This is a genomic window from uncultured Pluralibacter sp., assembly GCF_913775985.1.
Taxonomy (GTDB): domain Bacteria; phylum Pseudomonadota; class Gammaproteobacteria; order Enterobacterales; family Enterobacteriaceae; genus Pluralibacter.
Genome location: NZ_CAJYMB010000088.1, coordinates 21,889 through 46,154, shown reverse-complemented (window position 1 = coordinate 46,154; position 24,266 = coordinate 21,889). Strand labels below are relative to the sequence as shown.

26 protein-coding genes are annotated in these 24,266 nt (G+C 60.1%); 10 read left to right on the top strand and 16 right to left on the bottom strand.

Annotated elements, in window-relative coordinates; translation table 11 throughout:
• Positions 1–28 precede the first annotated feature (28 nt).
• From rhaD to QZ766_RS09720, 4 genes are all read left to right on the top strand, one after another.
• Positions 29–859, top strand: coding sequence for a rhamnulose-1-phosphate aldolase (gene rhaD, locus QZ766_RS09735; RefSeq protein WP_297200830.1), 831 nt, complete (start codon positions 29–31; stop codon positions 857–859).
• A 15-nt stretch (positions 860–874) separates the two neighbouring features.
• Complete coding sequence (fucO, locus tag QZ766_RS09730; RefSeq protein WP_297200827.1) at positions 875–2,023, top strand: lactaldehyde reductase; 1,149 nt, start codon at positions 875–877, stop codon at positions 2,021–2,023.
• Positions 2,020–2,334, top strand: coding sequence for an L-rhamnose mutarotase (gene rhaM / locus QZ766_RS09725; RefSeq protein ID WP_297200824.1), 315 nt, complete (start codon positions 2,020–2,022; stop codon positions 2,332–2,334). Before fucO ends, rhaM begins: the two co-directional genes overlap by 4 nt.
• Positions 2,335–2,514: 180 nt before the next feature.
• Positions 2,515–3,366 (top strand): hypothetical protein, encoded by an 852-nt coding sequence (locus QZ766_RS09720; RefSeq protein ID WP_297200821.1) that lies wholly within the window; start codon positions 2,515–2,517, stop codon positions 3,364–3,366.
• A gap of 430 nt (positions 3,367–3,796) precedes the next feature.
• Here QZ766_RS09720 and QZ766_RS09715 read toward each other — a convergent pair whose 3' ends face one another.
• From QZ766_RS09715 to QZ766_RS09650, 14 genes are all read right to left on the bottom strand, one after another.
• Positions 3,797–4,129, bottom strand: coding sequence for a hypothetical protein (locus QZ766_RS09715; RefSeq protein ID WP_297200818.1), 333 nt, complete (start codon positions 4,127–4,129; stop codon positions 3,797–3,799).
• Positions 4,130–4,375: 246 nt separating this feature from the next.
• Entirely contained in the window at positions 4,376–4,801 is a 426-nt protein-coding gene (locus tag QZ766_RS09710) for a DUF943 family protein (RefSeq protein ID WP_297200815.1), read from the bottom strand.
• A gap of 145 nt (positions 4,802–4,946) precedes the next feature.
• Positions 4,947–5,354 (bottom strand): type II toxin-antitoxin system HicB family antitoxin, encoded by a 408-nt coding sequence (locus QZ766_RS09705; RefSeq protein WP_297200812.1) that lies wholly within the window; start codon positions 5,352–5,354, stop codon positions 4,947–4,949.
• Between the two features lie 42 nt (positions 5,355–5,396).
• A complete protein-coding gene (gene hisI, locus QZ766_RS09700) occupies positions 5,397–5,888 on the bottom strand; it encodes a phosphoribosyl-AMP cyclohydrolase (RefSeq protein ID WP_297200809.1) in 492 nt (163 codons plus the stop codon).
• On the bottom strand, positions 5,881–7,275 hold the full coding sequence (locus tag QZ766_RS09695; protein ID WP_297200806.1) for a dihydroorotase: 1,395 nt from the start codon (positions 7,273–7,275) through the stop codon (positions 5,881–5,883). Before QZ766_RS09695 ends, hisI begins: the two co-directional genes overlap by 8 nt.
• Complete coding sequence (thrS, locus tag QZ766_RS09690; protein WP_297200803.1) at positions 7,272–9,287, bottom strand: threonine--tRNA ligase; 2,016 nt, start codon at positions 9,285–9,287, stop codon at positions 7,272–7,274. The genes QZ766_RS09695 and thrS overlap by 4 nt, the downstream gene beginning before the upstream one ends.
• On the bottom strand, positions 9,288–9,848 hold the full coding sequence (locus QZ766_RS09685; protein ID WP_297200800.1) for a carbonate dehydratase: 561 nt from the start codon (positions 9,846–9,848) through the stop codon (positions 9,288–9,290).
• Complete coding sequence (locus QZ766_RS09680; protein ID WP_297200798.1) at positions 9,845–10,954, bottom strand: hypothetical protein; 1,110 nt, start codon at positions 10,952–10,954, stop codon at positions 9,845–9,847. The genes QZ766_RS09685 and QZ766_RS09680 overlap by 4 nt, the downstream gene beginning before the upstream one ends.
• Positions 10,947–11,558 (bottom strand): 6-carboxytetrahydropterin synthase, encoded by a 612-nt coding sequence (locus QZ766_RS09675; RefSeq protein ID WP_297200795.1) that lies wholly within the window; start codon positions 11,556–11,558, stop codon positions 10,947–10,949. The genes QZ766_RS09680 and QZ766_RS09675 overlap by 8 nt, the downstream gene beginning before the upstream one ends.
• Entirely contained in the window at positions 11,552–11,779 is a 228-nt protein-coding gene (gene yidD, locus QZ766_RS09670) for a membrane protein insertion efficiency factor YidD (protein ID WP_297201001.1), read from the bottom strand. The genes QZ766_RS09675 and yidD overlap by 7 nt, the downstream gene beginning before the upstream one ends.
• Positions 11,780–11,838: 59 nt before the next feature.
• A complete protein-coding gene (cysS, locus tag QZ766_RS09665) occupies positions 11,839–13,257 on the bottom strand; it encodes a cysteine--tRNA ligase (protein ID WP_297200793.1) in 1,419 nt (472 codons plus the stop codon).
• Positions 13,258–13,381: 124 nt separating this feature from the next.
• A complete protein-coding gene (folE2, locus tag QZ766_RS09660) occupies positions 13,382–14,284 on the bottom strand; it encodes a GTP cyclohydrolase FolE2 (RefSeq protein ID WP_297200790.1) in 903 nt (300 codons plus the stop codon).
• A gap of 123 nt (positions 14,285–14,407) precedes the next feature.
• Positions 14,408–14,806: a Fur family transcriptional regulator gene (locus tag QZ766_RS09655; protein ID WP_297200787.1), complete on the bottom strand. Its 399-nt coding sequence runs from the start codon at positions 14,804–14,806 to the stop codon at positions 14,408–14,410.
• Between the two features lie 202 nt (positions 14,807–15,008).
• Entirely contained in the window at positions 15,009–15,557 is a 549-nt protein-coding gene (locus QZ766_RS09650) for an XRE family transcriptional regulator (RefSeq protein ID WP_297200784.1), read from the bottom strand.
• A 100-nt stretch (positions 15,558–15,657) separates the two neighbouring features.
• Here QZ766_RS09650 and QZ766_RS09645 point away from each other — a divergent pair, with 100 nt between their 5' ends.
• Positions 15,658–16,317, top strand: coding sequence for an AzlC family ABC transporter permease (locus QZ766_RS09645; protein WP_297200781.1), 660 nt, complete (start codon positions 15,658–15,660; stop codon positions 16,315–16,317).
• Positions 16,317–16,640 (top strand): AzlD domain-containing protein, encoded by a 324-nt coding sequence (locus QZ766_RS09640; RefSeq protein ID WP_297200778.1) that lies wholly within the window; start codon positions 16,317–16,319, stop codon positions 16,638–16,640. The genes QZ766_RS09645 and QZ766_RS09640 overlap by 1 nt, the downstream gene beginning before the upstream one ends.
• Positions 16,641–16,680: 40 nt before the next feature.
• Here the strand turns inward: QZ766_RS09640 and QZ766_RS09635 are convergent, their stop codons facing one another.
• Positions 16,681–16,893 (bottom strand): YdgH/BhsA/McbA-like domain containing protein, encoded by a 213-nt coding sequence (locus tag QZ766_RS09635; RefSeq protein ID WP_297200774.1) that lies wholly within the window; start codon positions 16,891–16,893, stop codon positions 16,681–16,683.
• 128 nt (positions 16,894–17,021) lie between these two features.
• Positions 17,022–17,822: a formate dehydrogenase accessory sulfurtransferase FdhD gene (fdhD, locus tag QZ766_RS09630; RefSeq protein ID WP_297200997.1), complete on the bottom strand. Its 801-nt coding sequence runs from the start codon at positions 17,820–17,822 to the stop codon at positions 17,022–17,024.
• 226 nt (positions 17,823–18,048) lie between these two features.
• Between fdhD and fdnG the strand changes: the two genes are divergently transcribed.
• The 4 genes from fdnG (at position 18,049) to QZ766_RS09610 (ending at position 24,238) form a co-directional block, all read left to right on the top strand.
• Complete coding sequence (gene fdnG, locus QZ766_RS09625; protein WP_297200771.1) at positions 18,049–21,099, top strand: formate dehydrogenase-N subunit alpha; 3,051 nt, start codon at positions 18,049–18,051, stop codon at positions 21,097–21,099.
• 12 nt (positions 21,100–21,111) lie between these two features.
• Complete coding sequence (gene fdxH / locus QZ766_RS09620; RefSeq protein ID WP_297200768.1) at positions 21,112–22,014, top strand: formate dehydrogenase subunit beta; 903 nt, start codon at positions 21,112–21,114, stop codon at positions 22,012–22,014.
• On the top strand, positions 22,011–22,649 hold the full coding sequence (fdoI, locus tag QZ766_RS09615; protein WP_297200765.1) for a formate dehydrogenase cytochrome b556 subunit: 639 nt from the start codon (positions 22,011–22,013) through the stop codon (positions 22,647–22,649). Before fdxH ends, fdoI begins: the two co-directional genes overlap by 4 nt.
• A gap of 227 nt (positions 22,650–22,876) precedes the next feature.
• On the top strand, positions 22,877–24,238 hold the full coding sequence (locus tag QZ766_RS09610; protein ID WP_297200762.1) for a 2-carboxy-D-arabinitol-1-phosphatase: 1,362 nt from the start codon (positions 22,877–22,879) through the stop codon (positions 24,236–24,238).
• Positions 24,239–24,266 lie beyond the last annotated feature (28 nt).

Here is a 24,266-nt window from a genome sequence, read left to right as displayed (position 1 = left end):
TAATGAGCAGGCTCTAAGGAACATCACAATGCAGACCATCACTCAATCCTGGTTCGTCCAGGGCATGATCAAAGCCACTACCGACGCCTGGCTGAAAGGCTGGGACGAGCGCAACGGCGGCAACCTGACCCTGCGCCTCGACGACGCCGATATCGCCCCTTACGAAGCCGACTTCCACCCGCAGCCGCGCTACATCGCTCTCAGCCAGCCGATGCCGGCCCTGGCCAACACGCCGTTTATCGTTACCGGCTCCGGCAAATTCTTCCGCAACGTGCAGCTCAGCCCGGCGGCCAATCTCGGCGTGGTAAAAGTGGACAGCGACGGCGCGGGCTATCACATCCTGTGGGGCCTGACCGACGACGCGGTGCCGACCTCCGAGCTGCCCGCCCACTTCCTCTCCCACTGCGAGCGCATCAAGGCCACCGGCGGCAAAGATCGGGTGATCATGCACTGCCACGCCACCAACCTGATTGCCCTGACCTACGTGCTGGAGAACAGCACCGAGATGTTCACCCGCAAACTGTGGGAAGGCAGCACCGAGTGTCTGGTGGTATTCCCGGACGGCGTCGGCATCCTGCCGTGGCTGGTGCCAGGCACCGACGAGATCGGCGAAGCCACCGCGCAATCCATGCATAAACACTCGCTGGTGCTGTGGCCGTTCCACGGCGTCTTCGGCAGCGGCCCGACGCTGGACGAGGCGTTTGGCCTGATCGACACCGCCGAAAAATCGGCAGAGATCCTCGTCAAAGTGCAGTCGATGGGCGGCATGAAGCAGACCATTACCCGCGCGCAGCTGGAAGCGCTCGGCAAACGCTTTGGCGTGACGCCGCTGGCCTCCGCCCTGGCGCTGTACAACTAACCGCAGGAGCATGTGATGAGCTTTATGTTGGCACTGCCGAAAATCAGCCTGCACGGCGCGGGCGCGATCGGCGATATGGTAAATCTGGTGGCGGGCAAACAGTGGGGCAAAGCGCTGATTGTCACCGACGGCCAGCTGGTCAAGCTGGGCCTGCTCGACAGTCTGTTTGCGGCGCTGGACGCGCAGCAGATGCCCTGGCAGCTGTTTGACGAGGTCTTCCCCAACCCGACCGAAGCGCTGGTACAGCGCGGCTACGCGGCCTATCAGGCGGCGCAGTGCGACTACCTCATCGCCTTCGGCGGCGGCAGCCCGATCGACACGGCGAAAGCCATTAAGATCCTCACCGCCAATCCGGGCCCGTCCACCGCCTACTCCGGCGTCGGCAAAGTTAAAAACCCGGGCGTGCCGCTGGTGGCGATTAACACCACTGCCGGCACCGCTGCCGAAATGACCAGCAACGCGGTGATCATCGACAGCGAACGCCAGGTGAAAGAGGTGATCATCGACCCGAATATCATTCCTGATATTGCGGTAGACGACGCCAGCGTGATGCTGGATATCCCGGCCTCCGTCACCGCCGCCACCGGCATGGATGCCCTGACCCACGCGGTGGAAGCGTTTGTATCGGTCGGCGCGCATCCGCTTACCGACGCTAACGCGCTGGAGGCGATTCGCCTGATTACCCTCTGGCTGCCAAAAGCTGTCGAAAACGGGCGCGATCTCGAAGCTCGCGAGCAGATGGCCTACGGTCAGTACCTAGCGGGAATGGCGTTCAACAGCGCCGGACTGGGCCTGGTACACGCCCTGGCGCACCAGCCGGGCGCGACCCACAACCTGCCCCACGGCGTCTGCAACGCCATCCTGCTGCCGGTTATTGAAAACTTTAACCGCCCGAACGCCGTTGCCCGCTTCGCCCGCGTGGCGCAGGCGATGGGCGTCGATACCCGCGGCATGAGCGACGACGCGGCCAGCGCGGCGGCAATTCAGGCCATCCGCGATCTCAGCGCCGCCGTCGGCATTCCGCAGGGCTTTCGCCAGCTCGGCGTCACCGAAGCCGATATCGAAGGCTGGCTGGACAAGGCGCTGGCCGATCCGTGCGCGCCGTGCAACCCGCGCAGCGCCAGCCGCGACGAGGTGCGCGCCCTGTATCTGGAGGCGCTATGATCCGCAAAGCGTTTGTGATGCAGGTTAATCCCGACGCGCACGACGAATACGAGCGCCGCCACTCGCCCATCTGGCCCGAACTGGAAGCGGTGCTGAAAGCCCACGGCGCGCACCACTACGCGATTTACCTCGACAAGGCCCGCAGCCTGCTGTTCGCCACCGTCGAGATCGAATCCGAAGCGCGCTGGAACGCGGTGGCCGACACCGAGGTGTGCCAGCGCTGGTGGAAGCACATGCGCGAGGTGATGCCCGCCAACGCCGACAACAGCCCGGTAAGCCAAGAGCTGAAAGCGGTGTTTTATCTGGACTGAGTGATGACCCTGCCCGCCGTGGGCGGGCGGGGTTATTGGGTTTAGGAGTTTTAGTAGGCGGTTCGGATAGTCTGCTTTGAGCGAGGAGCTGAAGCTATCATCAAGCTTAAAGAAAGCTATTGCAGAACAGACTGATAGGTTATTATTAATGCATGTAAGGTTAAATAAAAGAATATTCCTATGCTTTATTTTACAACCGGTCCAGCTACAGTTGTCGATCCATCCTATATCGAGCATATGAACCAACCGACAGGAATTATGGAAGGTATAAAAGTAATTCGCATTAGCGACGATCATCGTTTATTTTTACAGGGCGAGTTTGGTGGTTTCCGAATATATTCTCTAGTTACCCATTCCAGGGCCGAAGTTATTCCGAGCTCTATACGAAAAATTTCTTCTACCCATTTCGTATCGACTGTTAAATTTGAGTTCACGCCGGGTTCAGTTACGGAGCACAAAATTTTCTTTCGGTCACCGATTCCATTTGCGGATGTACGCGCGACAAGGTACGGTGTTTTTCCAGACTGCTTCGAGTTTAGAGGATCCGGCCCTGGCACTGAGAGTTTTCCTTGCAATCTGTCCTTTCTTTTACTTTACGCAGAAAACTGTCCGTTAATTCCATTGCGAATTGAATACATTGGAATCGCCAAATCGGCGAAACGTGAAGCTCAAGACCGTCTTGGTGAGGGGCACGAGAAACTACAGAAGTTACTGGCGGAACAAAATCGACGACCAAGCACACAGACTACCTCTATTGTTCTTTATCGCCCATCCCCCCTCGAACCGCCAATCCTGCCTTTCGCTGATATTCTCGAAACCATTGAAGCAACTATGATTCAATACTTTAAGCCGCACCCCTTAAATGTAGAACGCCTCAATTTTCCACATGATTCTCCAGCATTATCCAAAAAAATAAAAGGAATTGGCACTTGCAAAATCATTACAGAAGTTAGCGCGCCAAAGGGAACACAACTGTTCTCTAATTCTGTCAGTGTAGCGGAAACACACATAATTAGGGTTTCGCTTGAGTAGTACCCACCAACAATCCACACTTGCTGGCACCACAAATATTTCCGAGTGTCTTTTTTTCGATGGCTTTTTCGGTGCGCTGTCCTGGACAATAGGAATAAAAATATGTGAATTAGAAAAATGCTATGGTACCGAAAACTGACTTGCTCCCCGATATTAGTTATATCTTCTTCAGAAACATGAGGATAGACCAATGCAACGCTCATTTATTTCGTGAGTGCTAACACATTGAACCAAATCATCATATTTATCCCAGCCCCCTACTAATTAACATTGTTCGATTACTCAATGTCCGCCTCTGGCACAGAGCTGTCTCTCAGATTAGGTAATCTCTGTACCTCAGCAAGGTCAAACCAAGTCTGAGCTTAAGCAATATCACACTCCGCGATTTAACCGCATCTAACAGATAAGATTGTACAAGTAGCAACACCTGTCAAAATAACCCATCATTATTCCTACGCCTAAACTTACAGGCCTTCCATGCCAGATTCATCGGTATAACAAAATAGACAATCGCGGAGCCCAACAAGAGAACAATACCATATGAAATCAAGCTGTCCCGATGTCCACTTATCATGCCGTATATGCAAACAGCCATGATAAGCCCTATACAAATCACCCCAGCCCAAAAGCGTTTCTCAAGCTCGCGGATGAGAGATTGCAGCGAGTCAGTTTTCTTCTCATCCCGGGCAAGAATGTCGTTCAGCCTGGCATTATCTTTGGCTGAAAAAGCCTTTTGCAGAAGCCTCTGCTCATCGCTGTTCATCTACGTTATCCTGAGGGTTATGATCTGGCGCGTGGAATAATAATACGGTTTGCATGACGAAGCATCTTTGATGTGATGCCCTGAGCAACATTCTAATACCCATAATGCTGGCAATGGCCTCAGCGCGGCGAGATACCTGTCCAGCGACTGCGCAGTGACACGGTAAAAGCATCAAATTGCTCAGTCGAGCAACTTGAATTATTTAGGGGACGACATTTTACTTTCATACTCTTAACATTATAAAATTCATTGTACCGTTATTAACTCAGGTCCGTTCAAATTTTTCTCAATCGTCATTAGCCTTTTTTTATCAATACAATTAGCTTCTTTTTTCAGTGTTTCGAAGCATAAAAGATCTGATGTTTCAGTGCTAAGTCGATTATCATGGTTCGGCATTTTTTTATAGCCATCACCAAACGACCAAATTATAATTCTATATCTCCCTTGAGCGTCTTTTTTAGGGAAATCAAACTCCTTTTCCATTTTATCTTTATTTGTTCCCCACCATTCTCTCTTGCCATGCTCGCTGAGCGGAAAATCTTTAACTAAAATATCCGTGAAATTATTATCCTGATAAATTGCCATTACTTGAACAGGTAATGACCGCCGGTATATTAACACAGCACTTAATATGGAAACTGAAATAAGAAAAATCCCTTTAACTGCTTTCATCCTCGCCCTCTCAAAATATCCATTGCCATATTAGTAGTAGAACGATTAAGTCCTAGACCACGCTATCGCTGATTACTAAGCACGTTTTCTAATAAAAAATCAAGCCCACGTCGTGGGCTTTTGACATAGTTAAATGGATAATAAATCAGGAATGCTTCAGTAACTCTCTTCTGGCTAACTCTGCAAGAAATCCGCTTCGGCTGGAATAATCTCTGTTACTCGTGACATATGCATCTATTCTGGATAATAAATTATGCGGTAACGTAATATTTAATTTAACTGCTTTACCATCGTATTTAGCGGTATCGATATCAACGATAGCCCAAATTCCGCCCCGGCAATCTTCATAATCTTTGTGATCGTTTATGGTCCGTGCAGCAGGCACATCCAGACCTTTTTCACTGCGATAGTCCAGATACACATCGATGGCCGCATGAGCATCAGCGATCGCATCGTCGATGGTATCACCTGCAAAGTAACAACCCTCAAGATCGGGTACAAAGCCAGAGAAGGTGCCGCTTTCAGCCTGATGTAAGTAAACTGGATATTTCATAACCTTTCCTCCCTTAAAAAGCGGCATGCCTCACCCCGCCCCTCACAGCTGCGTCGGATTCGGCGCGTCGCCGTACACTTCCAGCGGATCGAACACCTTCTCGCGCTCGGCAAATTCCAGCGGCTGCGCCGCGTCGGGGCCGTGGGGCACGATGCGGTAGAAGCAGGAGCGGTAGCCGACGTGGCAGCTCGCGCCGCCGCGAATATCTACCCGCAGCCAGATAGCGTCCTGGTCGTCATCGACGCGGATCTCGCGCACCTGCTGGATAAGCCCGCTGGTAGCGCCCTTGTGCCACAGCGCCTGCCTGGAGCGGCTCCAGTAGTGCGCCTCTCCGCTGCGGATGGTGGCCTCCAGCGCCTCGCGGTTCATGTAGCCGAGCATCAGCACTTCGCCGCTCTGCGCATCCGTGGTGACGCAGGTGATAAGCCCGCGCTCGTCGAATTTCGGCGCCAGCTCCTCGCCCTCTTCGACCTGCTCGATGGAGCGGCGCGCGGCGAACAGCGCGCTGTCGGATGATGCTGTTTCTTTATTCATGGTCTGCGCTCTTTTCAGTTTCGGGGAACGGCGGGACTTCCAGGAAGCGCAAAGGCTCGCCCTGCGGCAGAGCATCTGCCAGCGCCTCGTCGCGCACCACGGCATGGCCGCGGATCACCGTGTGAATCGGCCAGCCGGTAACCCCAAGCCCGTCATACGGCGTCCAGCCGCTGACGCTGGCGATCCAGTCGTTGGTAATCACGCGCTGTGCCCGCAGGTCGACGATGCTGAAATCCGCATCGAAGCCGAGGGCGATGCGCCCCTTGCTTTCAAGACCGAACAGCCGCGCCGGCCCGGCGCTGGTGAGATCTGCCAGCCGCTGCAGGCTCAGGCGCCCGGCGTTAACGTGATCGAGCATCAGCGGCAGCAGGGTTTGCACGCCGGTCATGCCGCTGGGGGAATTTGGGTACGGCTTGCCCTTCTCCTCCCGGGTGTGCGGCGCGTGATCGCTGCCGATGATGTCCACCACGCCGTCGCGGATGCCCTGCCACAGCGCGTCCTGATGGCGCTGCTCGCGCACCGGGGGGTTCATCTGCGCAAAGCTTCCCAGCCGCTCGTAGCACTCGGGGGCGCTCATCGTCAGGTGGTGCGGCGTCACTTCGACGCTGACCCGCTGCTTGTGTCCGGCGAGAAACGCGATCTCTTCCGCGCTGGAGACATGCAGCACGTGCAGCCGCCGCCCGGCCTCCTCCGCCAGCCGCACGATGTGCTGCGTGGCCATTAATGCGCTCTCCACGTCCCGCCAGAGGGCGTGCTGGCGCACGTCGCCGCTGGCTTCGACGATGGGCCGGCGCTCGCGCAGCCGGGCTTCGTCTTCGGCGTGTACCGCCATCCGCCGTCGGCCGTGGCGCAGAATGCGGCGCAGCACCTCGGTATCGTCCGCCAGCAGATCGCCGAAGGAACTGCCCATAAACACTTTTACCCCGGCGCAGCCGGGCAGGTTTTCCAGTTCGGCAAGCCGTTCGGCGTTGACCGCCGAGCCGCCGATATAAAAGGCGTAGTCGCACCAGGCCCGGCCGCGGGCGGCATCCAGCTTGCCCTGCAGATCGGCAGGGGCCAGCGTCAGCGGGCTGGTGTTGGGCATCTCAAAGATACCGGTTACGCCGCCGAGCACCGCGCCGCGGGTGCCGGCTTCGAGAGTTTCTTTATGGGTCAGGCCCGGCTCGCGAAAATGCACCTGGCTGTCGATAACGCCGGGCAGCACGTGCAGGCCGCTAGCGTCGAGGGTCTCCTCCGCGCTCCAGCCGCTCAGATCTCCCAGCGCCACGACGCGGCCGTCCCGGGCGGCGATATTAATCTGCTCCAGCGCGCCGCCGGGCAGCAGCACGGTGCCGCCGATCACCAGCAGATCGGCGCGGCGGGATTCGGGATTTACCTGATTGCTCATGGGGTTACCTCCCGGGCACTGTCCGGAACGATATTTAGCGCGGCCAGGCGCTGCTGCTGCGCCTGCCGGCGCGCTTCGTCATCGGGCGCCAGCGCCTGCTCGCGCAGAAAAGCGATGGCCTGGGCCAGCGGCAGGGTGCCGAGGTTTTTGCCGTCGAGGCTGCGCAGGGTTACGCTGCCGTCGTCCACTTCCTGCTGGCCAACCACCAGCAGAAACGGCACTTTTTGCAGCGTCTGCTCGCGAATTTTGTAGCCAATTTTCTCGTTGCGCACGTCGGCTTCGGCGCGCAGCCCCGCGCCGCACAGCACCCGCGCGACGTCGGCGGCGTAATCAGCATGCGCTTCGGTTATCGACAATACCGCTGCCTGCACCGGCGCCAGCCACACCGGCAGCCTGCCGGCGTAGTGCTCAATCAGAATGCCGGTGAAACGCTCCAGAGAGCCGAACAGCGCCCGGTGCAGCATCACCGGGCGGCGGCGCTGGCCGTCTTCATCCACGTATTCCAGGCCGAAGCGCTCGGGCAGGTTCATGTCCACCTGCAGGGTGCCGCACTGCCAGTCGCGGCCGATGGCGTCGCGCAGGACGAACTCCAGTTTCGGGCCGTAGAACGCGCCTTCGCCGGGGTTGAGCCGGTACTCCAGCCCCATGCCGTCGAGCGCCTGCACCAGCGCGTCTTCCAGCACGTCCCAGGTGGCGTCGTCCCCCATCCGGTTATCGGGCCGGGTGGAGAGCTTGATGCGCACGTCGTCGAAGCCAAACTGGCGGTAGATGTCCAGCACCAGCGCCACCACTTCCCGGCACTCGGCGTCCATCTGCTGCGGGGTGCAGTAGATGTGGGCGTCGTCCTGGGTGAAATGGCGCACCCGCAGCAGGCCGTGCAGCGCGCCGGAAGGTTCGTAGCGGTGGACTTTGCCGAACTCGCCCATGCGGATCGGCAGGTCGCGGTAGCTCTTCAGGCCGTGGCGATAGAGCAGCACGCTGCCGGGGCAGTTCATCGGCTTGAGCGCCAGGGCGCGGCCGTCCTCGGTTTCGGTGGTGAACATATGGTCGCGGTAGTTCTGCCAGTGGCCGGAGATCTCCCACAGGCTGCGGTCCATCACGTCCGGGGAGTTCACCTCCACGTAGCCCGCGTCCTGCTGGCGGCGACGCATGTAGGCAATCAGCTGGAGGAACACCGTCCAGCCGCGCGGGTGCCAGAATACGGCCCCGGGGGCATCTTCCTGAAAGTGAAACAGATCCAGCTCGCGGCCCAGCTTGCGGTGATCGCGCTTAGCCGCTTCCTCCACCCGCTGCGCCCAGGCGTCGAGCTGCTTTTTATCGGCCCAGGCAGTACCGTAGATGCGCTGGAGCTGGGCGTTCTTCGCATCGCCGCGCCAGTAGGCGCCGGAGACGCGGGTCAGGCAGAAGTGCTTCAGAAAGCGGGTGTTCGGCACGTGCGGGCCGCGGCACATGTCCACGTACTCCTGATGAAAATAGAGCCCGAGTGTCGCTTCGTCCGGCATATCATCGATCAGCCGCAGCTTGTAGTCTTCGCCCCGGGCGCGGAACAGCGCAATCGCCTCGACGCGCGGCGTCATCTTTTTGCCCACGTCGTAATCCTGGGCGATCAGCACCTTCATCCGCTGCTCAATGGCCGCCAGATCTTCCGGCGTAAAGGGGCGCTCGTAGGCGATGTCGTAATAAAAGCCCTCTTCGATCACCGGGCCGATCACCATCTTCGCGCCAGGAAACAGCTGCTTCACCGCGTGCCCGAGCAGGTGCGCGCAGGAGTGGCGAATGATCTCCAGCCCCGCCTCGTCGGCGGGGGTGACGATCTCTACCCGGGCGTCGAGATCGATAAGATCCCCGGCGTCCACCAGGCGCCCGTCGATCCTGCCGGCAACGGTGTTGCGGGCAAGCCCCGGGCCGATGCTGGCGGCGATCTCAGCGACAGAAACCGGGTGGTCAAAGGCGCGCTGCGCGCCATCGGGCAGCGTGACGGTAATGGATTGGGATTGCGCGTGTTCTGTCATTTAAAACTCGTTCTGAATGTTTTTATAGCCGTGAACCAGCTGATTGTTGGTGCGGGCCACGTCTTCGGAAAACTCGCTGGCGGCGGCGGGCACCTGCGGCAGGGAGGGGAGATCGGTGTCCGGGCCGATGCGCTCGGTAGAGCGCACGTAGAAGCCCGGCGGCAGGTGAACGCCGTCAACCACCGCGTTGTAGCGAACCACGCAGCCGTTATCTACCGTGCAGTTGAACAGCACGCTGTTAAAGCCGATAAACACGCCGTCGCCCACCGTGCAGGGACCGTGGACGATCGCCCGGTGGGCGATGGAGGTACGCTGGCCGATGCGCACGCTGGCGCCGGATTTGGAGTGGATCACCACCCCGTCCTGAATATTGGAGTGCGCCCCGATAACAATCGGATCGATGTGGCCCTGAGCGTCCATCTCGTCGGCGCGGATCACCGCGTACGGGCCGATAAAGACATTTTCTTCAACGATAACCAGCCCGCACAGCACGGCGGTGGGATCGACAAAGGCGCTGGGGTGGATCTGCGGCAGGTCGCCGCGCGGATTTTTACGGATCATGATTTTCCTGACGATGAAGAGGCCGCGCTGTCGTCGGCCTGCGCCGACGCCGCGCGTCCGGTTGGGAAAAGAGGATGCTGGCTGTCGCGGCGACGGCGGGCGGCGAGCAGCAGGCGCCGCAGGGCGGTCAGATGCGGGAACTCCACCAGCATGCCGATCACCAGCGCGGCGTAGACCAGCGGCTGATTCGGCAGCGCCGCCATGGTCACCGCCAGCATCAGCGGGGCGTTGCGCGCGGCAATGGTCATGGTGAGCAGCGCGTGCTCGGGATAGCGCAGCCGGAACAGGCGGCTAATGCCCTCGCCGAGCAGGAACGTAAGAACGAAGAAGATGAACACCGCCAGCAGTACCCACGCGAAAACCCCGCGGTGGGCCAGGATCACCGGAATGTTGGCGGCAAAAATCTCCAGCACCAGCAGAGCGATAACCCACGGCGTGGCCTGATCGGCAACCTGCAGCACCCGCGCGAACCGCGCCTTGCCGAGCAGCCAGCGGCCCGCCTGGTGCAGCACCACGGCGATAGCCAGCGGCACCAGGAACCAGTTGAGCAGCGTATCTCCGAGGGTACCGGCCTCCACCTGCACCAGATGGCGGGTAAACAGCTGCAGGTACACGGGATAGAGCAGCAGCTGGGCGATCATGTTGAGCGGGATAAGCGTGGTGCCGAGCGCCACGTTGCCGCCCGACAGGCGGGTAAAGCCGAGGAACCAGTCGGTGCACGGCGAGATAAAATAGATAATCAGCCCGACCATAAACAGCGGATGCCCGGCGAGGAACAGCGAGGCCACGCCGTAGCCTATCAGCGGCACCAGCACGAAGTTGGCCAGCAGCGGGATGATAAGAAAGCGCATCTGGCCCACCGCCTGCACCAGCGCGCCGAAGCGCACGCCGAAGAACAGCAGGCTGACCAGCGTCAGCAGGGTGTGGTCTACCCGATCCCCCAGCCACTCGCCCGCCTCGGGCCGGAAGTGGCCGATCAGCGATCCGGCAATGATGGCGACAACCAGCAGCGTAGAGGTGACGGTGACCCCCGGCGGCCGCGCCGGAGCAGCGGCGTTGTTCAGGCTCCCGCCCGCAGGCGACAGTGATAACGGACGGTTACGCATCGGCACTCTCCTGCCGCGGCAGCGGACAAGGCAGCGGATTGGCCCGCCGCTCGCCGCGCCGCAGGCGTTCAAACAGTTCAGGATCCGGCCACTCATTTACGATCGCCGGGGAAAAGGTCATAGCGTCCAGATCGATGCGGCCCATCCGCGGATTATCGGCATCCTCGCGAAAACACTGCGCGTAGCCGGTCTCGGTTTCGTGGACGATCACCGAATGCAGCCGCACGCCCTCTTCGCCGTTGCGCATATCGGTGAGCGACAGGGCGGTATCCACCAGCCGGAAGAACAGCCGCGAGAACTGCTCGGCGCTGGGGGATACCGGGATCAGCACCCAGCGCGCCGAGTGGCGCTGCATGGCCTCCAGGTAATCCGCATCGTCTCCGGACCACAGGGCAATGGCGTGATCGAAGGCGTCTATCAGACAGCGCACGTCGCCCTTGAGCAGGCCAAAGTCATACACCATCTGCCCGTTATCGAGCGCGTGGGCTTCCAGCAGCAGCTCCACCCGATAGGAGTGGCCGTGCACCGAGCGGGCGCAGCGTTCGGAGCTGCAGCCGCGCACGATGTGGGCGTTTTCGAAGCGAAAAAGTTTGCGGATCAGCATTTGCGCGACCCCGGCCTGGCGGGCGGTACCGGATCGTCGCCGCCCGGGTGCAGCGGATGGCAGCGCAGCACCCGGCACAACGCCAGCCACATGCCTTTGAACGCGCCGTGGGTCTGCACCGCCTCGATGGCGTAATGCGAGCAGGTGGGATAAAAGCGGCAGCGCGGGGCCAGCAGCGGGCTGATAAAGCGCTGATAGCCGCGAATTGGCAGGATAATCATTCCGGCCAGCCCGCGCTTCACGATGCGGTGTTTCTCCCCGCACGCCTTGCAACCGCGGCTCACGATATTGTCTCCTCGGCCACCGCCCAGCTGCTGCCCTGCGGCGTGTCGCTGACCACCACGCCGGCCTTCGCCAGCTCGTCTCGCAGGGCGTCCGCCCGGGCGAAATCACCGTCGCGGCGCACCTGCTCCCGCTCGGCCACCAGCGCCTCAATGCGGGCGACGTCGAGCGCGGGGGCGCGGCGGCCAGCAGACGGCGCGCGCAGCGCCGCCAGAGCGTCAGCGGGTTTCTGCTGCAAGAGCCCCAGCAGCCGGGCGGAGGCGAGCAGGCGAGATTTAATCTCAGTCCGCACGGCATCATTGTCGGCGCTTTCCAGACCGGCCAGCAGCGTGCGCAGGCGGGTCAGCGCCCCGGAGATGCTGAGATCGTTATCCAGCGCCGCCAGCACCTCGCTGTCCGGCGCGGCATTTATGTCGGCTTCCAGATGATCCACGCTCTCCAGCCCGCGGTAGAAGCGCGTCAGGGTTTGCCGGGCGGTGGCCAGCCGCCGCTGGTTCCAGTCCAGCGGCCGCCGGTAGTGAGTGGAGAGCAGCGCCAGCCGGATGGCCTCGCCCGGCGCGTCGGCCAGCAGATCGCGCACCAGCAGCACGTTACCCAGCGACTTGGACATCTTCTGCCCTTCCACGGTGACGAAACTGTTGTGCACCCAGTGGCGGCAGTACAGCGTTCCGTCGTGGGCGCTGGTGCCCTGGGCTATCTCGTTTTCGTGGTGCGGGAAGATGAGATCCTGGCCGCCGCCGTGAATGTCGATAGTCGTACCGAGGTTGCGCTCGATCATCGCCGAGCACTCAATGTGCCAGCCCGGCCGCCCGCGTCCCCACGGACTGTCCCAGCCCGGCTGTTCCGGGGTGGAAGGTTTCCACAGCACGAAGTCCATCGGATCGCGCTTGTAGGGCGCCACTTCTACCCGCGCGCCGGCGATCATGTCCTCGACGCTGCGCCCGGAGAGCCTGCCGTATTCGGCAAATGACGGAACGTGGAACAGCACGTGCCCCTCCGCTTCGTAGGCGTTACCGCGCGCCATCAGCACCTCAATCATCGCCAGAATATCCGGGATATGCCCGGTGACCCGCGGCTCGATGTCCGGCGTCAGCACGCCCAGCGCCTGCATATCGGCGTGGTAAGCGTCGATAAAGCGCGCCGTTATGGCGCCGATTGGCACGCCGGTTTCGGCGGCGGCGGCGTTGATTTTGTCATCCACGTCGGTGAAGTTGCGGGCGTAGATCACCTGCGAAAAGCGCTGGCGCAGCAGGCGCGCCAGCACGTCGAATACCACCGCCGGACGGGCGTTGCCGATGTGGGCGTAGTTGTAAACGGTGGGGCCGCACACGTACATCGTGACCCGGTCGGGATCGCCGGTGCGCAGCGGCTCTCTGGCCCGCGCCAGGGTGTTATAAAGGCGAATTGAAGAGGTCATACGCTGTGCTCCTGGGCCTCGAATAAGCCCGTCGAAAAAAGGAAACGCGGCGCTGCCGGCGGGCAAAAGCGGGCCGGCAGGCGGGCGACGTTTGAAAAAGGCGCTGTCGTCATCGGGCCGGGCCTTAGCGTCCCGGTTCGGCCCACGCCACGGCGTCGTGGGGATGCAGACTTTCCAGATGCCGCACGTGAACGGCGGGCCGGTCACAGGCTTCGTCCAGCGCCGCCTGAATGCGTCGGGCCGCGTCTTCAACGAACATCAGGTTCTGGCCGTTGAGCGCCGCGAACGCCTGCTCGTCGGCGCGCTTGACCGCGGTCTGCACCGCGGTGCCCACCGCCGCTTCAATGCGGTCAATCAGCGCCAGAAGGCCAAAATCCGCCGCGTCGACAGCAATGTTAACGGCGACAATCGCCTCGCTGCGCTGGCTGTGGGGCGTTGCCAGGGTGGCGTTCTGCCGCAGCCAGGCGGCGACCTCGGCGGGATCAACCTGCGCCTGACCGGCAAACGCCTGCGTAAAGCCTTGTTCGATGAGCTGGCGCGTCAGCGCGGCGGAACACGGGCAGGTGGAGGAGTAGACCACCGTCACCTGCGCGCGCAGCGTGAAGACGCCCCGCGCCATCACCGCATCCAGCCGCACCGGATAGGCTTTCCAGCCGGCGAGGCCTTCGGTCATCAGCGCTGCGCGGCGGGCGAGAAGATCGAACTGCAGCCGCAGTCTGGCGCTGACGGTTTCGCAGTCGCGGTGGCTCTCCACCATCGCCTGCAGACAGCGCTCCAGCACCGCCGGCGACAGGGCATCGCCGTCGCCCAGCGCATCCAGCAGCCGGTACAGCCGCGACATGTGGATGCCCTTAACGTCGGGCGCGGGCAGATCTACCTGCGCATCGGCGCGGGCGTGCAGCGTGCGCCGGTAGCCGGGCTCGGCGACGTTAACCGGCAGGTCGATGCCCTGCATGCCGACCCACTCCAGCGGGCGCCGGGACGGAGAACGTTCGGTCAGGGAAACATCGGGCAGTAATTCAGGCATGGCGGCCTCCGCTGTACTGGCTGGCCGCGCGGGCAAAGCGGCTTACTCCGCCGGCGTCTGGCCGACGGCTATCCGCATAAAAAAAGGGTAATTGTGGTGTCATATCAGAGTCTCTGGCTGTATTCAGTTCGCGCTGGCGCGCTGGCACCCGGCGCAGGTTCCCCGCAGTTCGATGGTGCTGTCGCGCATGGCAAAGGCGCTGTGCTTTACCCAGCGGCCAAGGCAGTTGCCGAGATCGATATCCACGATCTCGTCGATGTGCCCGCAGCTGTCGCAGATAGCGAATGCGGTGACGCCGCCGTTCCGACAGTCCCTGGGATGGTTACAGGTCACGTAGGCGTTGAGGGTTTCCAGCCGGTGGACCAGGCCCTGCTGCACCAGACGCTCCAGCGCCCGATAGACCTGCGCCGGGGCGCGCAGACCCTGGGCGCGCAGAATGTCGAGCAGCGCGTAGGCGCTGAGCGGCCTTTGCGCCTGCTGCAGCGTGGTAAGCACGCGCTGCTGGTTGTCGGTGAGCGGCATGGCGATCCTCCTGGCAAAAGCTCCCGGCGGCGCTGCCGCACCGGGCGTTATATGTTACGTTATAACATATCATTTAGAGGCGTAAATTCAAGCCCCGGGAGAGAGGGGTTTTTCAGGGGAACTGGCGTGAAAGGCCGCAAGATGCGGCCCGCAGGTTATTAAGGACAGAACTGTGGGAAAAGCAGGCTATTCAACGCAAAGATCAGTTTTGCTCCGCCACCAGCAGCGCCAGCGTATCGGGCTCCAGCGCCTGGAAGACGTGCTCGCGATCGCCCGGATAGCAGATGTAGTCTCCGGCGTTCAGCACTTCCGGCGCTTCGGTAAGCCCTACCCGCGCCCGGCCCTGGGTAATGATGATGTGCTCAACGGAACCGGGGATGTGCGGGGCCGAAACCCGATCGGCACCGGGCTGGGTCTGCAGCAGATAGATATCGCGCCGCGCGCCCGGCGGACAGGCCGCCAGCAGGATCGCCTCGTAGTTACCTTTTTCCGCCACCACCTTAGTGCCCTCGCCCCGGCGAATAACCTGGGTCTGGTTCTGCGGCGATTCCAGCAGGCGCGCAAACGGAATATCGAGCGCTACGCACAGCGACCACAGGGTTTCGAGGCTCGGATTGCCGTTGCCGGACTCCAGCTGCGAGAGGGTTGATTTCGCGATGCCGGCCCGGCGCGCCACTTCTGCGAGGGAGAGTCCGGTTCGCGCGCGCTCCCGCACAAGACTTTTCGCAATCAGGCTAATGGGCTGCGTCATTGAGGGCTCCGTGTTTTTTATATCGAACGAAACGTTCGTCTTGCAAGTCGTACACGCAGTGTTCATTATAATGGAAATTCGTTCGATATGGCTAAAAGACATGAAGCAATATTTCTCGTGCCTCACCGGCGATACGGTGAAAGCAATCATCCTGGTAGTGCTGGCGGTGGGCGTAGTGGGGATGTCCTACGGTTCACTGGCAACCACCTACGGGTTTCCGCTGTGGGTGCCGTTCGTGATGTCGCTGACGGTGCTGGCCGGGGCTTCCGAATTCATGTTTATTGGCATTGTGGCCAGCGGCGGTAATCCGCTGGCCGCCGCCGCCGCCGGGCTGCTGGTCAACGCCCGCCACGTGCCGTTTGGCGTCAGCGTACAGGATCTGGTGGGCCGGCGCGCCGCGGGGCTTCTCGGTTGCCACATCATGAACGATGAAAGCGTGGTGTTTGGCCTGTCGCAGGCGACGCCGGAACAGCGTAAAGCCGCCTACTGGCTGTGCGGGCTGGGGGTGGCGATTATCTGGCCGCTGGGGGCGCTGCTCGGGGCAGCCGTAGGCAAGCTGCTGCCGGCACCGGAAACCATCGGGCTCGATGCCGTGTTTCCCGCGATCCTGCTGGCGCTGGTGGTGCCTTCCTTTAAAAAGCGCACTACGCTGATCCGCGCCTGCAGCGGCGCGGCGATCTCCCTGGCCGCGGTACCGTTTCTGGCAACCGGCCTGCCGGTGCTGGTGTCGCTGTTCGGCCTGCTGGCGAGGAGGAAGTAATGGAAAACGTGACGCTGGTTATCGTCGGAATGGCCGTGCTGGCGCTGGGCACCTATCTGATGCGCCTCGGCGGCGCGAAGCTCGGCAGGCGGCTGGCCTTCTCGGAGCACTCCCAGGCGCTGCTTTCCGATGCGGCAACGGTGCTGCTGTTCTCGGTAGCGCTGGCCACCACCTTTTATGAAAGCGAGCATTTTGCCGGAATGGCGCGGGTGCTGGGCGTGGGGTTTGCGGTGTTCCTGGCCTGGCGCAAGGTGCCGCTGATTGTAGTTATCGTGGCGGCGGCGCTGGTTACCGCCCTGCTGCGGCTGGCGGGCTTACAGTAAAAAAGCGCCCTGAGGCGCTTTTTCGACCGGTAGCTGGAAATTACTTATTCAGTTCGGCGGTCATGTGTACGCGGTTACCGGGGTAGGCTTCGATAACTTTGTAAGACGTTGCGCCTTCCGCCGCGGCTTTTGCGGCGATTTTCGCTTCCGCGCCGTCGAGCGTGGAGGCGGTCGCGGTAACAGTCTGGGCAGCAAACGCGCCGAATGAGGTAGCGAGAGCGATAACTGCGGCAAATGTTTTGATGCTTTTCATGATAATCACCCTTCTGTTTATTTATCTGGATAAGGCGCCATGCCTTGATGAGATAAAGAATAGTCCCGTATCCGGATAACAAACAGCGGAATGATTCGCTGAACTTTTTCAGTATTTTTGACTAATAACTATACCGTCGTCAGGCGCTGCGGGTGGGTGTATATCGTCGCCCTGCCCGGCTTGCAGAACCCCACCAGCGTCAGATTACAGCGCTCGGCCACTTCTACCGCCAGCGTGGTCGCCGCCGATACCGCAAACAGGATCTCGACGCCGCACATCGCCGCCTTCTGCACCATTTCATAGCTGGCCCGGCTGGAGACCAGCGCCGCGCCCTGATGCCACTCGTCGCCTTCATATGCGCGCTTGCCGAGCAGCTTGTCCAGCGCCACGTGGCGACCAACGTCTTCCAGCCCGCCCGCCAGCCCGCCGGAAGGGGTGACCCAGGCCGCCGCGTGGGTGCAGCCGGTCAGCCGGCCCGCGGGCTGCACGTCGTTAAGATGCTCAAGGGCGCTGTCGAGGCGGTTAAGGTTAAAGGTCTGAGTAAACGGCAGCGGCGCAACGGGGCGGCCGATATCGTTAAGCTGCTCAACGCCGCAGACGCCGCAGCCGGTGCGGCCCGCCAGGGCGCGACGACGCTGCTTGAGGGCCATAAAGCGACGGCTGGAGAGCTCAATCTGCACCTCGATACCGCCGCAGCCCGGCACCACGTCAATACCGTAAATCTCGCTTCGACTTTCAATAATCCCTTCGGATAACGAGAAACCCACCGCAAACAGACTAAGATCTTTAGGGGTCGCCATCATGACCACGTGAGAAATACCGTTATACACCAGCGCCACGGGCACCTCCTCCGCCAGATTATCGGGCTGAGGGTGCTGCAGATCCTGACGGCGCCAGAGGGTTATCTGGCGAACGCCTGTGGTATCCATCACATTATTGTCGCGTTTTAAGGTGTTTTCGTTCACTTCGCTTTAACCGTATTGGAACATCATTAACCACTATGTGGTAATCTTCGCTTTATCCCTTTTTGAAGAAGGGAAATAGTCCTCATTTTGAACCTTTGCGCTTCTGACCGCAAAGGTTAATAAAAAACCAGCCCGGCCCGCTTGATAAAGCACGAGCCGGGGCGAGCAATGTCGATACAAGGAGCGAACCATGCAGGTCAGCAGAAGGCAGTTCTTTAAGATCTGCGCTGGCGGTATGGCAGGTACAACGGCGGCAGCGCTGGGCTTTGCCCCGGCGGTTGCCCTCGCCGAAACGCGGCAGTACAAGCTGCTGCGCACGCGCGAAACCCGTAATACCTGCACATATTGTTCCGTTGGCTGCGGGCTGTTGATGTACAGCCTCGGCGACGGCGCGAAAAACGCCAAAGCGTCAATTTTCCACATTGAAGGGGATCCGGATCATCCGGTCAGCCGCGGGGCGCTCTGTCCGAAAGGGGCAGGCCTGGTGGACTTCATCCACTCCGAAAGTCGCCTGAAGTTTCCAGAATATCGCGCACCGGGTTCTGATAAGTGGCAGAAAATCAGCTGGGATGAGGCGTTTGACCGCATCGCGAAACTGATGAAGGCCGACCGCGACGCCAACTTTATCGCCCAAAACGCCGAAGGCACCACCGTCAACCGCTGGCTCTCCACCGGGATGCTCTGCGCCTCCGCGTCCAGCAATGAAACCGGCTACCTGACGCAGAAATTCACCCGCGCGCTGGGCATGCTCGCGGTAGATAACCAGGCGCGCGTCTGACACGGACCAACGGTAGCAAGTCTTGCTCCAACATTTGGCCGCGGTGCGATGACCAACCACTGGGTAGATATTAAGAACGCCAACCTCGTTGTGGTGATGGGCGGTAACGCCGCTGAAGCGCATCCGGTCGGGTTCCGCTGGGCAATGGAAGCCAAAATCCGCAACGGCGCGAAGCTGATTGTTATCGATCCGCGCTTTACCCGCACGGCATCGGTGGCGGATTTCTACACGCCGATTCGCTCCGGGACGGACATTACGTTCCTGTCAGGGGTGATCCTGTACCTGCTGACCAACGAAAAAATTAACCGCGAGTACACCGAGGCGTATACCAACGCCAGCCTGATCGTGCGCGAAGATTACGCGTTCGAAGACGGCCTGTTCTCCGGCTACGACGCCGACAAGCGCAAATACGATAAAACCAGCTGGAACTACGAACTGGACGAGAGCGGCCACGCGAAGCGCGATACCACGCTCCAGCATCCGCGCTGCGTCTGGAACCTGCTGAAGCAACACGTGTCCCGCTATACGCCGGAGATGGTCGAGAAGATTTGCGGCACGCCGAAGGCAGATTTCCTCAAGGTATGCGAATACATCGCCGAAACATCCGCGCCGGATAAAACCGCGTCGTTCCTGTACGCGCTGGGCTGGACCCAGCACTCGGTGGGTGCGCAAAACATCCGCACCATGGCGATGATCCAGCTGCTGCTCGGCAATATGGGCATGGCGGGCGGCGGCGTGAACGCCCTGCGCGGCCACTCCAATATCCAGGGGCTGACGGATCTCGGCCTGCTCTCCCAGAGCCTGCCGGGCTACATGACGCTGCCGAGCGAAAAGCAGGCCGATCTCCAGACCTATTTGACCGCCAACACGCCGAAGCCGCTGCTGGAAGGCCAGGTGAACTACTGGGGCAACTATCCCAAGTTCTTTGTGTCGATGATGAAGGCATTCTTCGGCGATAAGGCCACCAAAGAGAACAACTGGGGCTTCGACTGGCTGCCGAAGTGGGATAAAAGTTACGACGTTCTCCAGTACTTCGACATGATGTACAAAGGCCAGGTGAACGGCTATCTCTGCCAGGGCTTTAACCCGGTGGCGTCGTTCCCGAATAAAAACAAGATAGTGGCCTCGCTGTCGAAGCTGAAGTTCCTGGTCACTATCGATCCGCTGAACACCGAAACCTCGACCTTCTGGCAGAACCACGGCGAATCCAACGATGTAGATCCGTCTAAAATCCAGACCGAGGTGTTCCGCCTGCCGTCCACCTGCTTTGCCGAAGAGAACGGCTCTATCGTCAACTCCGGGCGCTGGCTGCAGTGGCACTGGAAAGGCGCGGACGCGCCCGGCATCGCCCGCACCGACGGCGAGATCCTGGCGGGTATCTTTATGCGCCTGAAGGAGATGTACGCCAAAGAGGGCGGCCCGGTGCCGGAACCGGTGCTCAACATGACCTGGAACTATACCTCCCCGGACGAACCGGACTCCGCCGAAGTGGCGATGGAGAGCAACGGCAAAGCGCTGGCGGACATTACCGATCCGACTACCGGCGCGACGATCGTCAAGAAGGGCCAGCAGCTCACCTCGTTTGCCCAGCTGCGCGACGACGGCACAACCTCCAGCGGCTGCTGGATTTTCGCCGGCAGCTGGACGCCGGAGGGCAACCAGATGGCGCGCCGCGATAACTCCGATCCCTCCGGGCTCGGCAATACGCTGGGCTGGGCGTGGGCGTGGCCGCTCAACCGCCGCATTCTCTATAACCGCGCCTCCGCCGATCCGCAGGGGAAACCGTGGGATCCGAAGCGCCAGCTGCTGAAGTGGGACGGTGCTAAATGGGGCGGCGTGGACGTCGCAGACTACAGCGCTGCCGCGCCGGGCAGCGACGTCGGGCCGTTTATCATGCAGCCAGAAGGCATGGGGCGCCTGTTCGCTATCGACAAAATGGCGGAAGGGCCGTTCCCGGAGCACTACGAGCCGTTTGAGACGCCGCTGGGCACTAACCCGCTGCACCCGAACGTAATCTCCAATCCGGCGGCTCGCGTCTTTAAAGACGATATGGAAGCGATGGGCAAAGCCGATAAGTTCCCGTACGTCGGCACCACCTACCGCCTGACCGAGCATTTCCACTACTGGACCAAGCACGCGCTACTGAACGCTATCGCGCAGCCGGAGCAGTTTGTGGAGATCGGCGAGAAGCTGGCGAACAGGCTGGGCATCGTTCAGGGCGATACGGTGAAAGTCTCCTCCAACCGCGGCTATATCAAAGCCAAGGCAGTGGTGACCAAGCGTATCCGCACCCTGAAGGTGAACGACCAGGACGTGGATACTATCGGCATTCCGATCCACTGGGGCTACGAAGGGGTGGCGAAGAAGGGCTTTATTGCCAACACGCTGACGCCGTTTGTCGGCGACGCCAATACCCAGACGCCGGAGTTCAAATCCTTCCTCGTGAACGTGGAAAAGGTGTAACGGAGACGATTTATGGCTTATCAATCTCAGGACATTATTCGTCGTTCCGCGACAAACGGTTTCACCCCCGCGCCCCAGGCGCGGGACCACCAGCAGGAAGTGGCCAAGCTTATCGACGTGACCACCTGCATTGGCTGTAAAGCCTGTCAGGTAGCGTGCTCGGAGTGGAACGACATCCGCGATGAAGTGGGTCACAACGTCGGGGTGTACGACAATCCCGCCGATCTGACCGCCAAGTCGTGGACGGTGATGCGCTTTTCCGAAGTGGAGCAAAACGACAAGCTGGAGTGGCTTATCCGCAAGGACGGCTGCATGCACTGTGCCGATCCGGGCTGCCTGAAGGCCTGCCCGTCAGAAGGCGCGATTATCCAGTACGCCAACGGCATCGTCGATTTCCAGTCAGAGCAGTGCATCGGCTGCGGCTACTGCATCGCCGGCTGCCCGTTCGACGTGCCGCGCCTGAACCCGGAGGACAACCGCGTCTACAAATGTACCCTGTGCGTGGATCGTGTGACCGTCGGCCAGGAGCCCGCCTGCGTAAAAACCTGTCCCACCGGCGCCATCCATTTTGGCTCCAAAGAGGACATGAAGACCCTGGCGGGCGAGCGCGTCGCCGAGCTGCAAACCCGCGGCTACGATAACGCCGGGCTGTACGATCCGGCGGGCGTTGGCGGCACCCACGTGATGTACGTCCTGCACCACGCCGACAAGCCGACGCTCTATCACGGCCTGCCGGAAAACCCGGAAATCAGCCAGACGGTGAAGTTCTGGAAAGGCATCTGGAAGCCGCTGGCCGCCGTTGGCTTTGCGGCAACCTTTGCCGCCAGCATCTTCCACTACGTCGGCGTTGGCCCGAACCGCGCTGACGACGAGGGGGATAACCTGCATGAAGAGAAAGACGAGGTGCGCAAATGAGAAAACGTGACACCATCGTGCGCTACACCGCCCCGGAGCGCATCAACCACTGGATAACCGCCTTCTGCTTTATGCTGGCGGCGATAAGCGGGCTGGGCTTTTTCTTCCCGTCCTTCAACTGGCTGATGCACGTCCTCGGCACGCCGCAGCTGGCGCGCATTCTGCACCCGTTTGTCGGCGTCATCATGTTTGCGTCGTTCATCATTATGTTCTTCCGCTACTGGCACCATAATCTCATTAATCGCGACGATATTTTCTGGGCGAAAAATATTCGCAAGATTATCGTCAACGAGGAGGTGGGCGATACCGGGCGCTATAATTTCGGCCAGAAGTGCGTGTTCTGGTCGGCCATTATCTTCCTGGTGCTGCTGCTGGCGAGCGGCGTGGTTATCTGGCGGCCCTACTTTGCCCCGGCGTTCTCTATTCCGGTGATCCGCTTCGCGCTGATGCTGCACTCGTTTGCCGCGGTGGCGCTCATTGTGGTGATCATGGTGCATATTTACGCCGCGCTGTGGGTAAAAGGCACGATTACGGCGATGGTGGAGGGCTGGGTTCCGCGCGCGTGGGCCAGAAAGCACCATCCGCGCTGGTATCGCGAAGTGCGGGAGAAAGAGGATAAATCCTCCTCCTCCTGATTTCCCTGTCCGGGCAACTGTCACCGCGCCGTGACAGTTGCCGTTTTACGCTTCCGCGTGTCCTTATATTTCTGCAATTAAACTTCCCGTCTGTGATCCACCTCAGCGCTACCCTGCTAATTTGGACAATAAACGCACAGCGCTGGCGCTGGCATAAAGGTCGCGTGGCAGGTCACTTTATAAACTGAATACCCATCTTAGCGTGTTGAATAACAAAAGGAGTTTGTATGGGCTTCAGAATACCGTCCCGCCTGACGCGGGTTGCCACGGCGGCTTTTATGGTGAGCGCTGCATCAGTATCCGCCTTTGCCGCAGAGCAAACGTCAACGGATCCGGACGCGGGCGTGCTGCGCTTTTATCTAGTCAGGCACGGGCAGACCTTATCGAATATTAAAGAGATGACCATTGGCGGCGGCGGCAACGCCCAGCTGACGCACAAAGGGCGATATGATGCCAGCAGTCTCGGGTTGGGGCTGGGCAACGTCCAGTTTATCGCGGCCTACAGCAGCACCCTGGGACGCGCTTATGAGACCGCCAACGCGATTCTGCGCAGCCGCCCGATGCCCGTTACTCAGATTGACGCTTTGAAAGATATCTCCTGGGGCGAGGTCGAGGGCGGGCGCATTGACGATTTGACCCGGCGCTTCGGCCATTCAGGCAATGATTTCCCTTTCTATTTTGGCACCTTTGACGATCCGAACTTTACCTCTCCGGTAAAGGCAGAAAACATGTTTGATTTCTCCCGTCGATTTGAAGGCGCGCTTAAGGAAATCGCCCACCAGCAGCAGGGGAAAAGTGGCAATATCCTGGTCACCGCGCACTCGTCAATGGCGTTTTATTTGCAAAAATATCGGGCGGATAAGCCGCTGGCCGGGCTATCCAACACCAGCGTTTCGGTGCTGGAGTTTAAAAATGGCCAGTTTTCGCTGCGGGATTTTAATAACACGCAGTACCTGAAAGACGGCTATGTGACAGAGCAGCAGCGTGCTCCGCTGGAAATTACGCTGGTGATCAACCCAATGACCGTGCTGCAGAAAGCGGGCGTCATGGAAGGGACGACGGATTCCGATTTTACTGCCGACGGTGCGGCCGCCAACCAGAAGCTTCATAAGGAACTGGAGAATAAGGCGTTTATTGCCGCCTACAGCAGCGAGCTTGGGCGAGGCTATAAGAGCGCAGAAGCCGTACTTGCCGGCCACAACGTCACCCTGACAAAGGACAAGGATCTGAACGAGATTTTCCTTGGGCAGTGGGAGGCGGAGAACGTGGATACGATTAAGGCCGGCAATACTCAGGCCGCCCGCGATCTCTTCTCGGACGATCGCGTTAATCGGTTTCAATCGGCTGACGGTGGAGAGGATGGCGATATCGCCGCGTGGCGTTTCGATCGCCTGCTGTCAAACATCGGCTGGCAGCACGAGTTCAGCACGGGAGAGGTGGCAGTCTTTACGCATCCGCTGGTTGTTAAAGCGTTTCTGAATCGCCGGATCCCGGATTTTAAGTTACCTCTTAGCCGCAAAGCGCAGGTGATTCGGCTGCAATATAAAAATGAAACGTTCAGCGTGAAAGAGGTAAAAACGGTGGAATAATTCACGCCTTCCCCTCCACGCAGGTTCG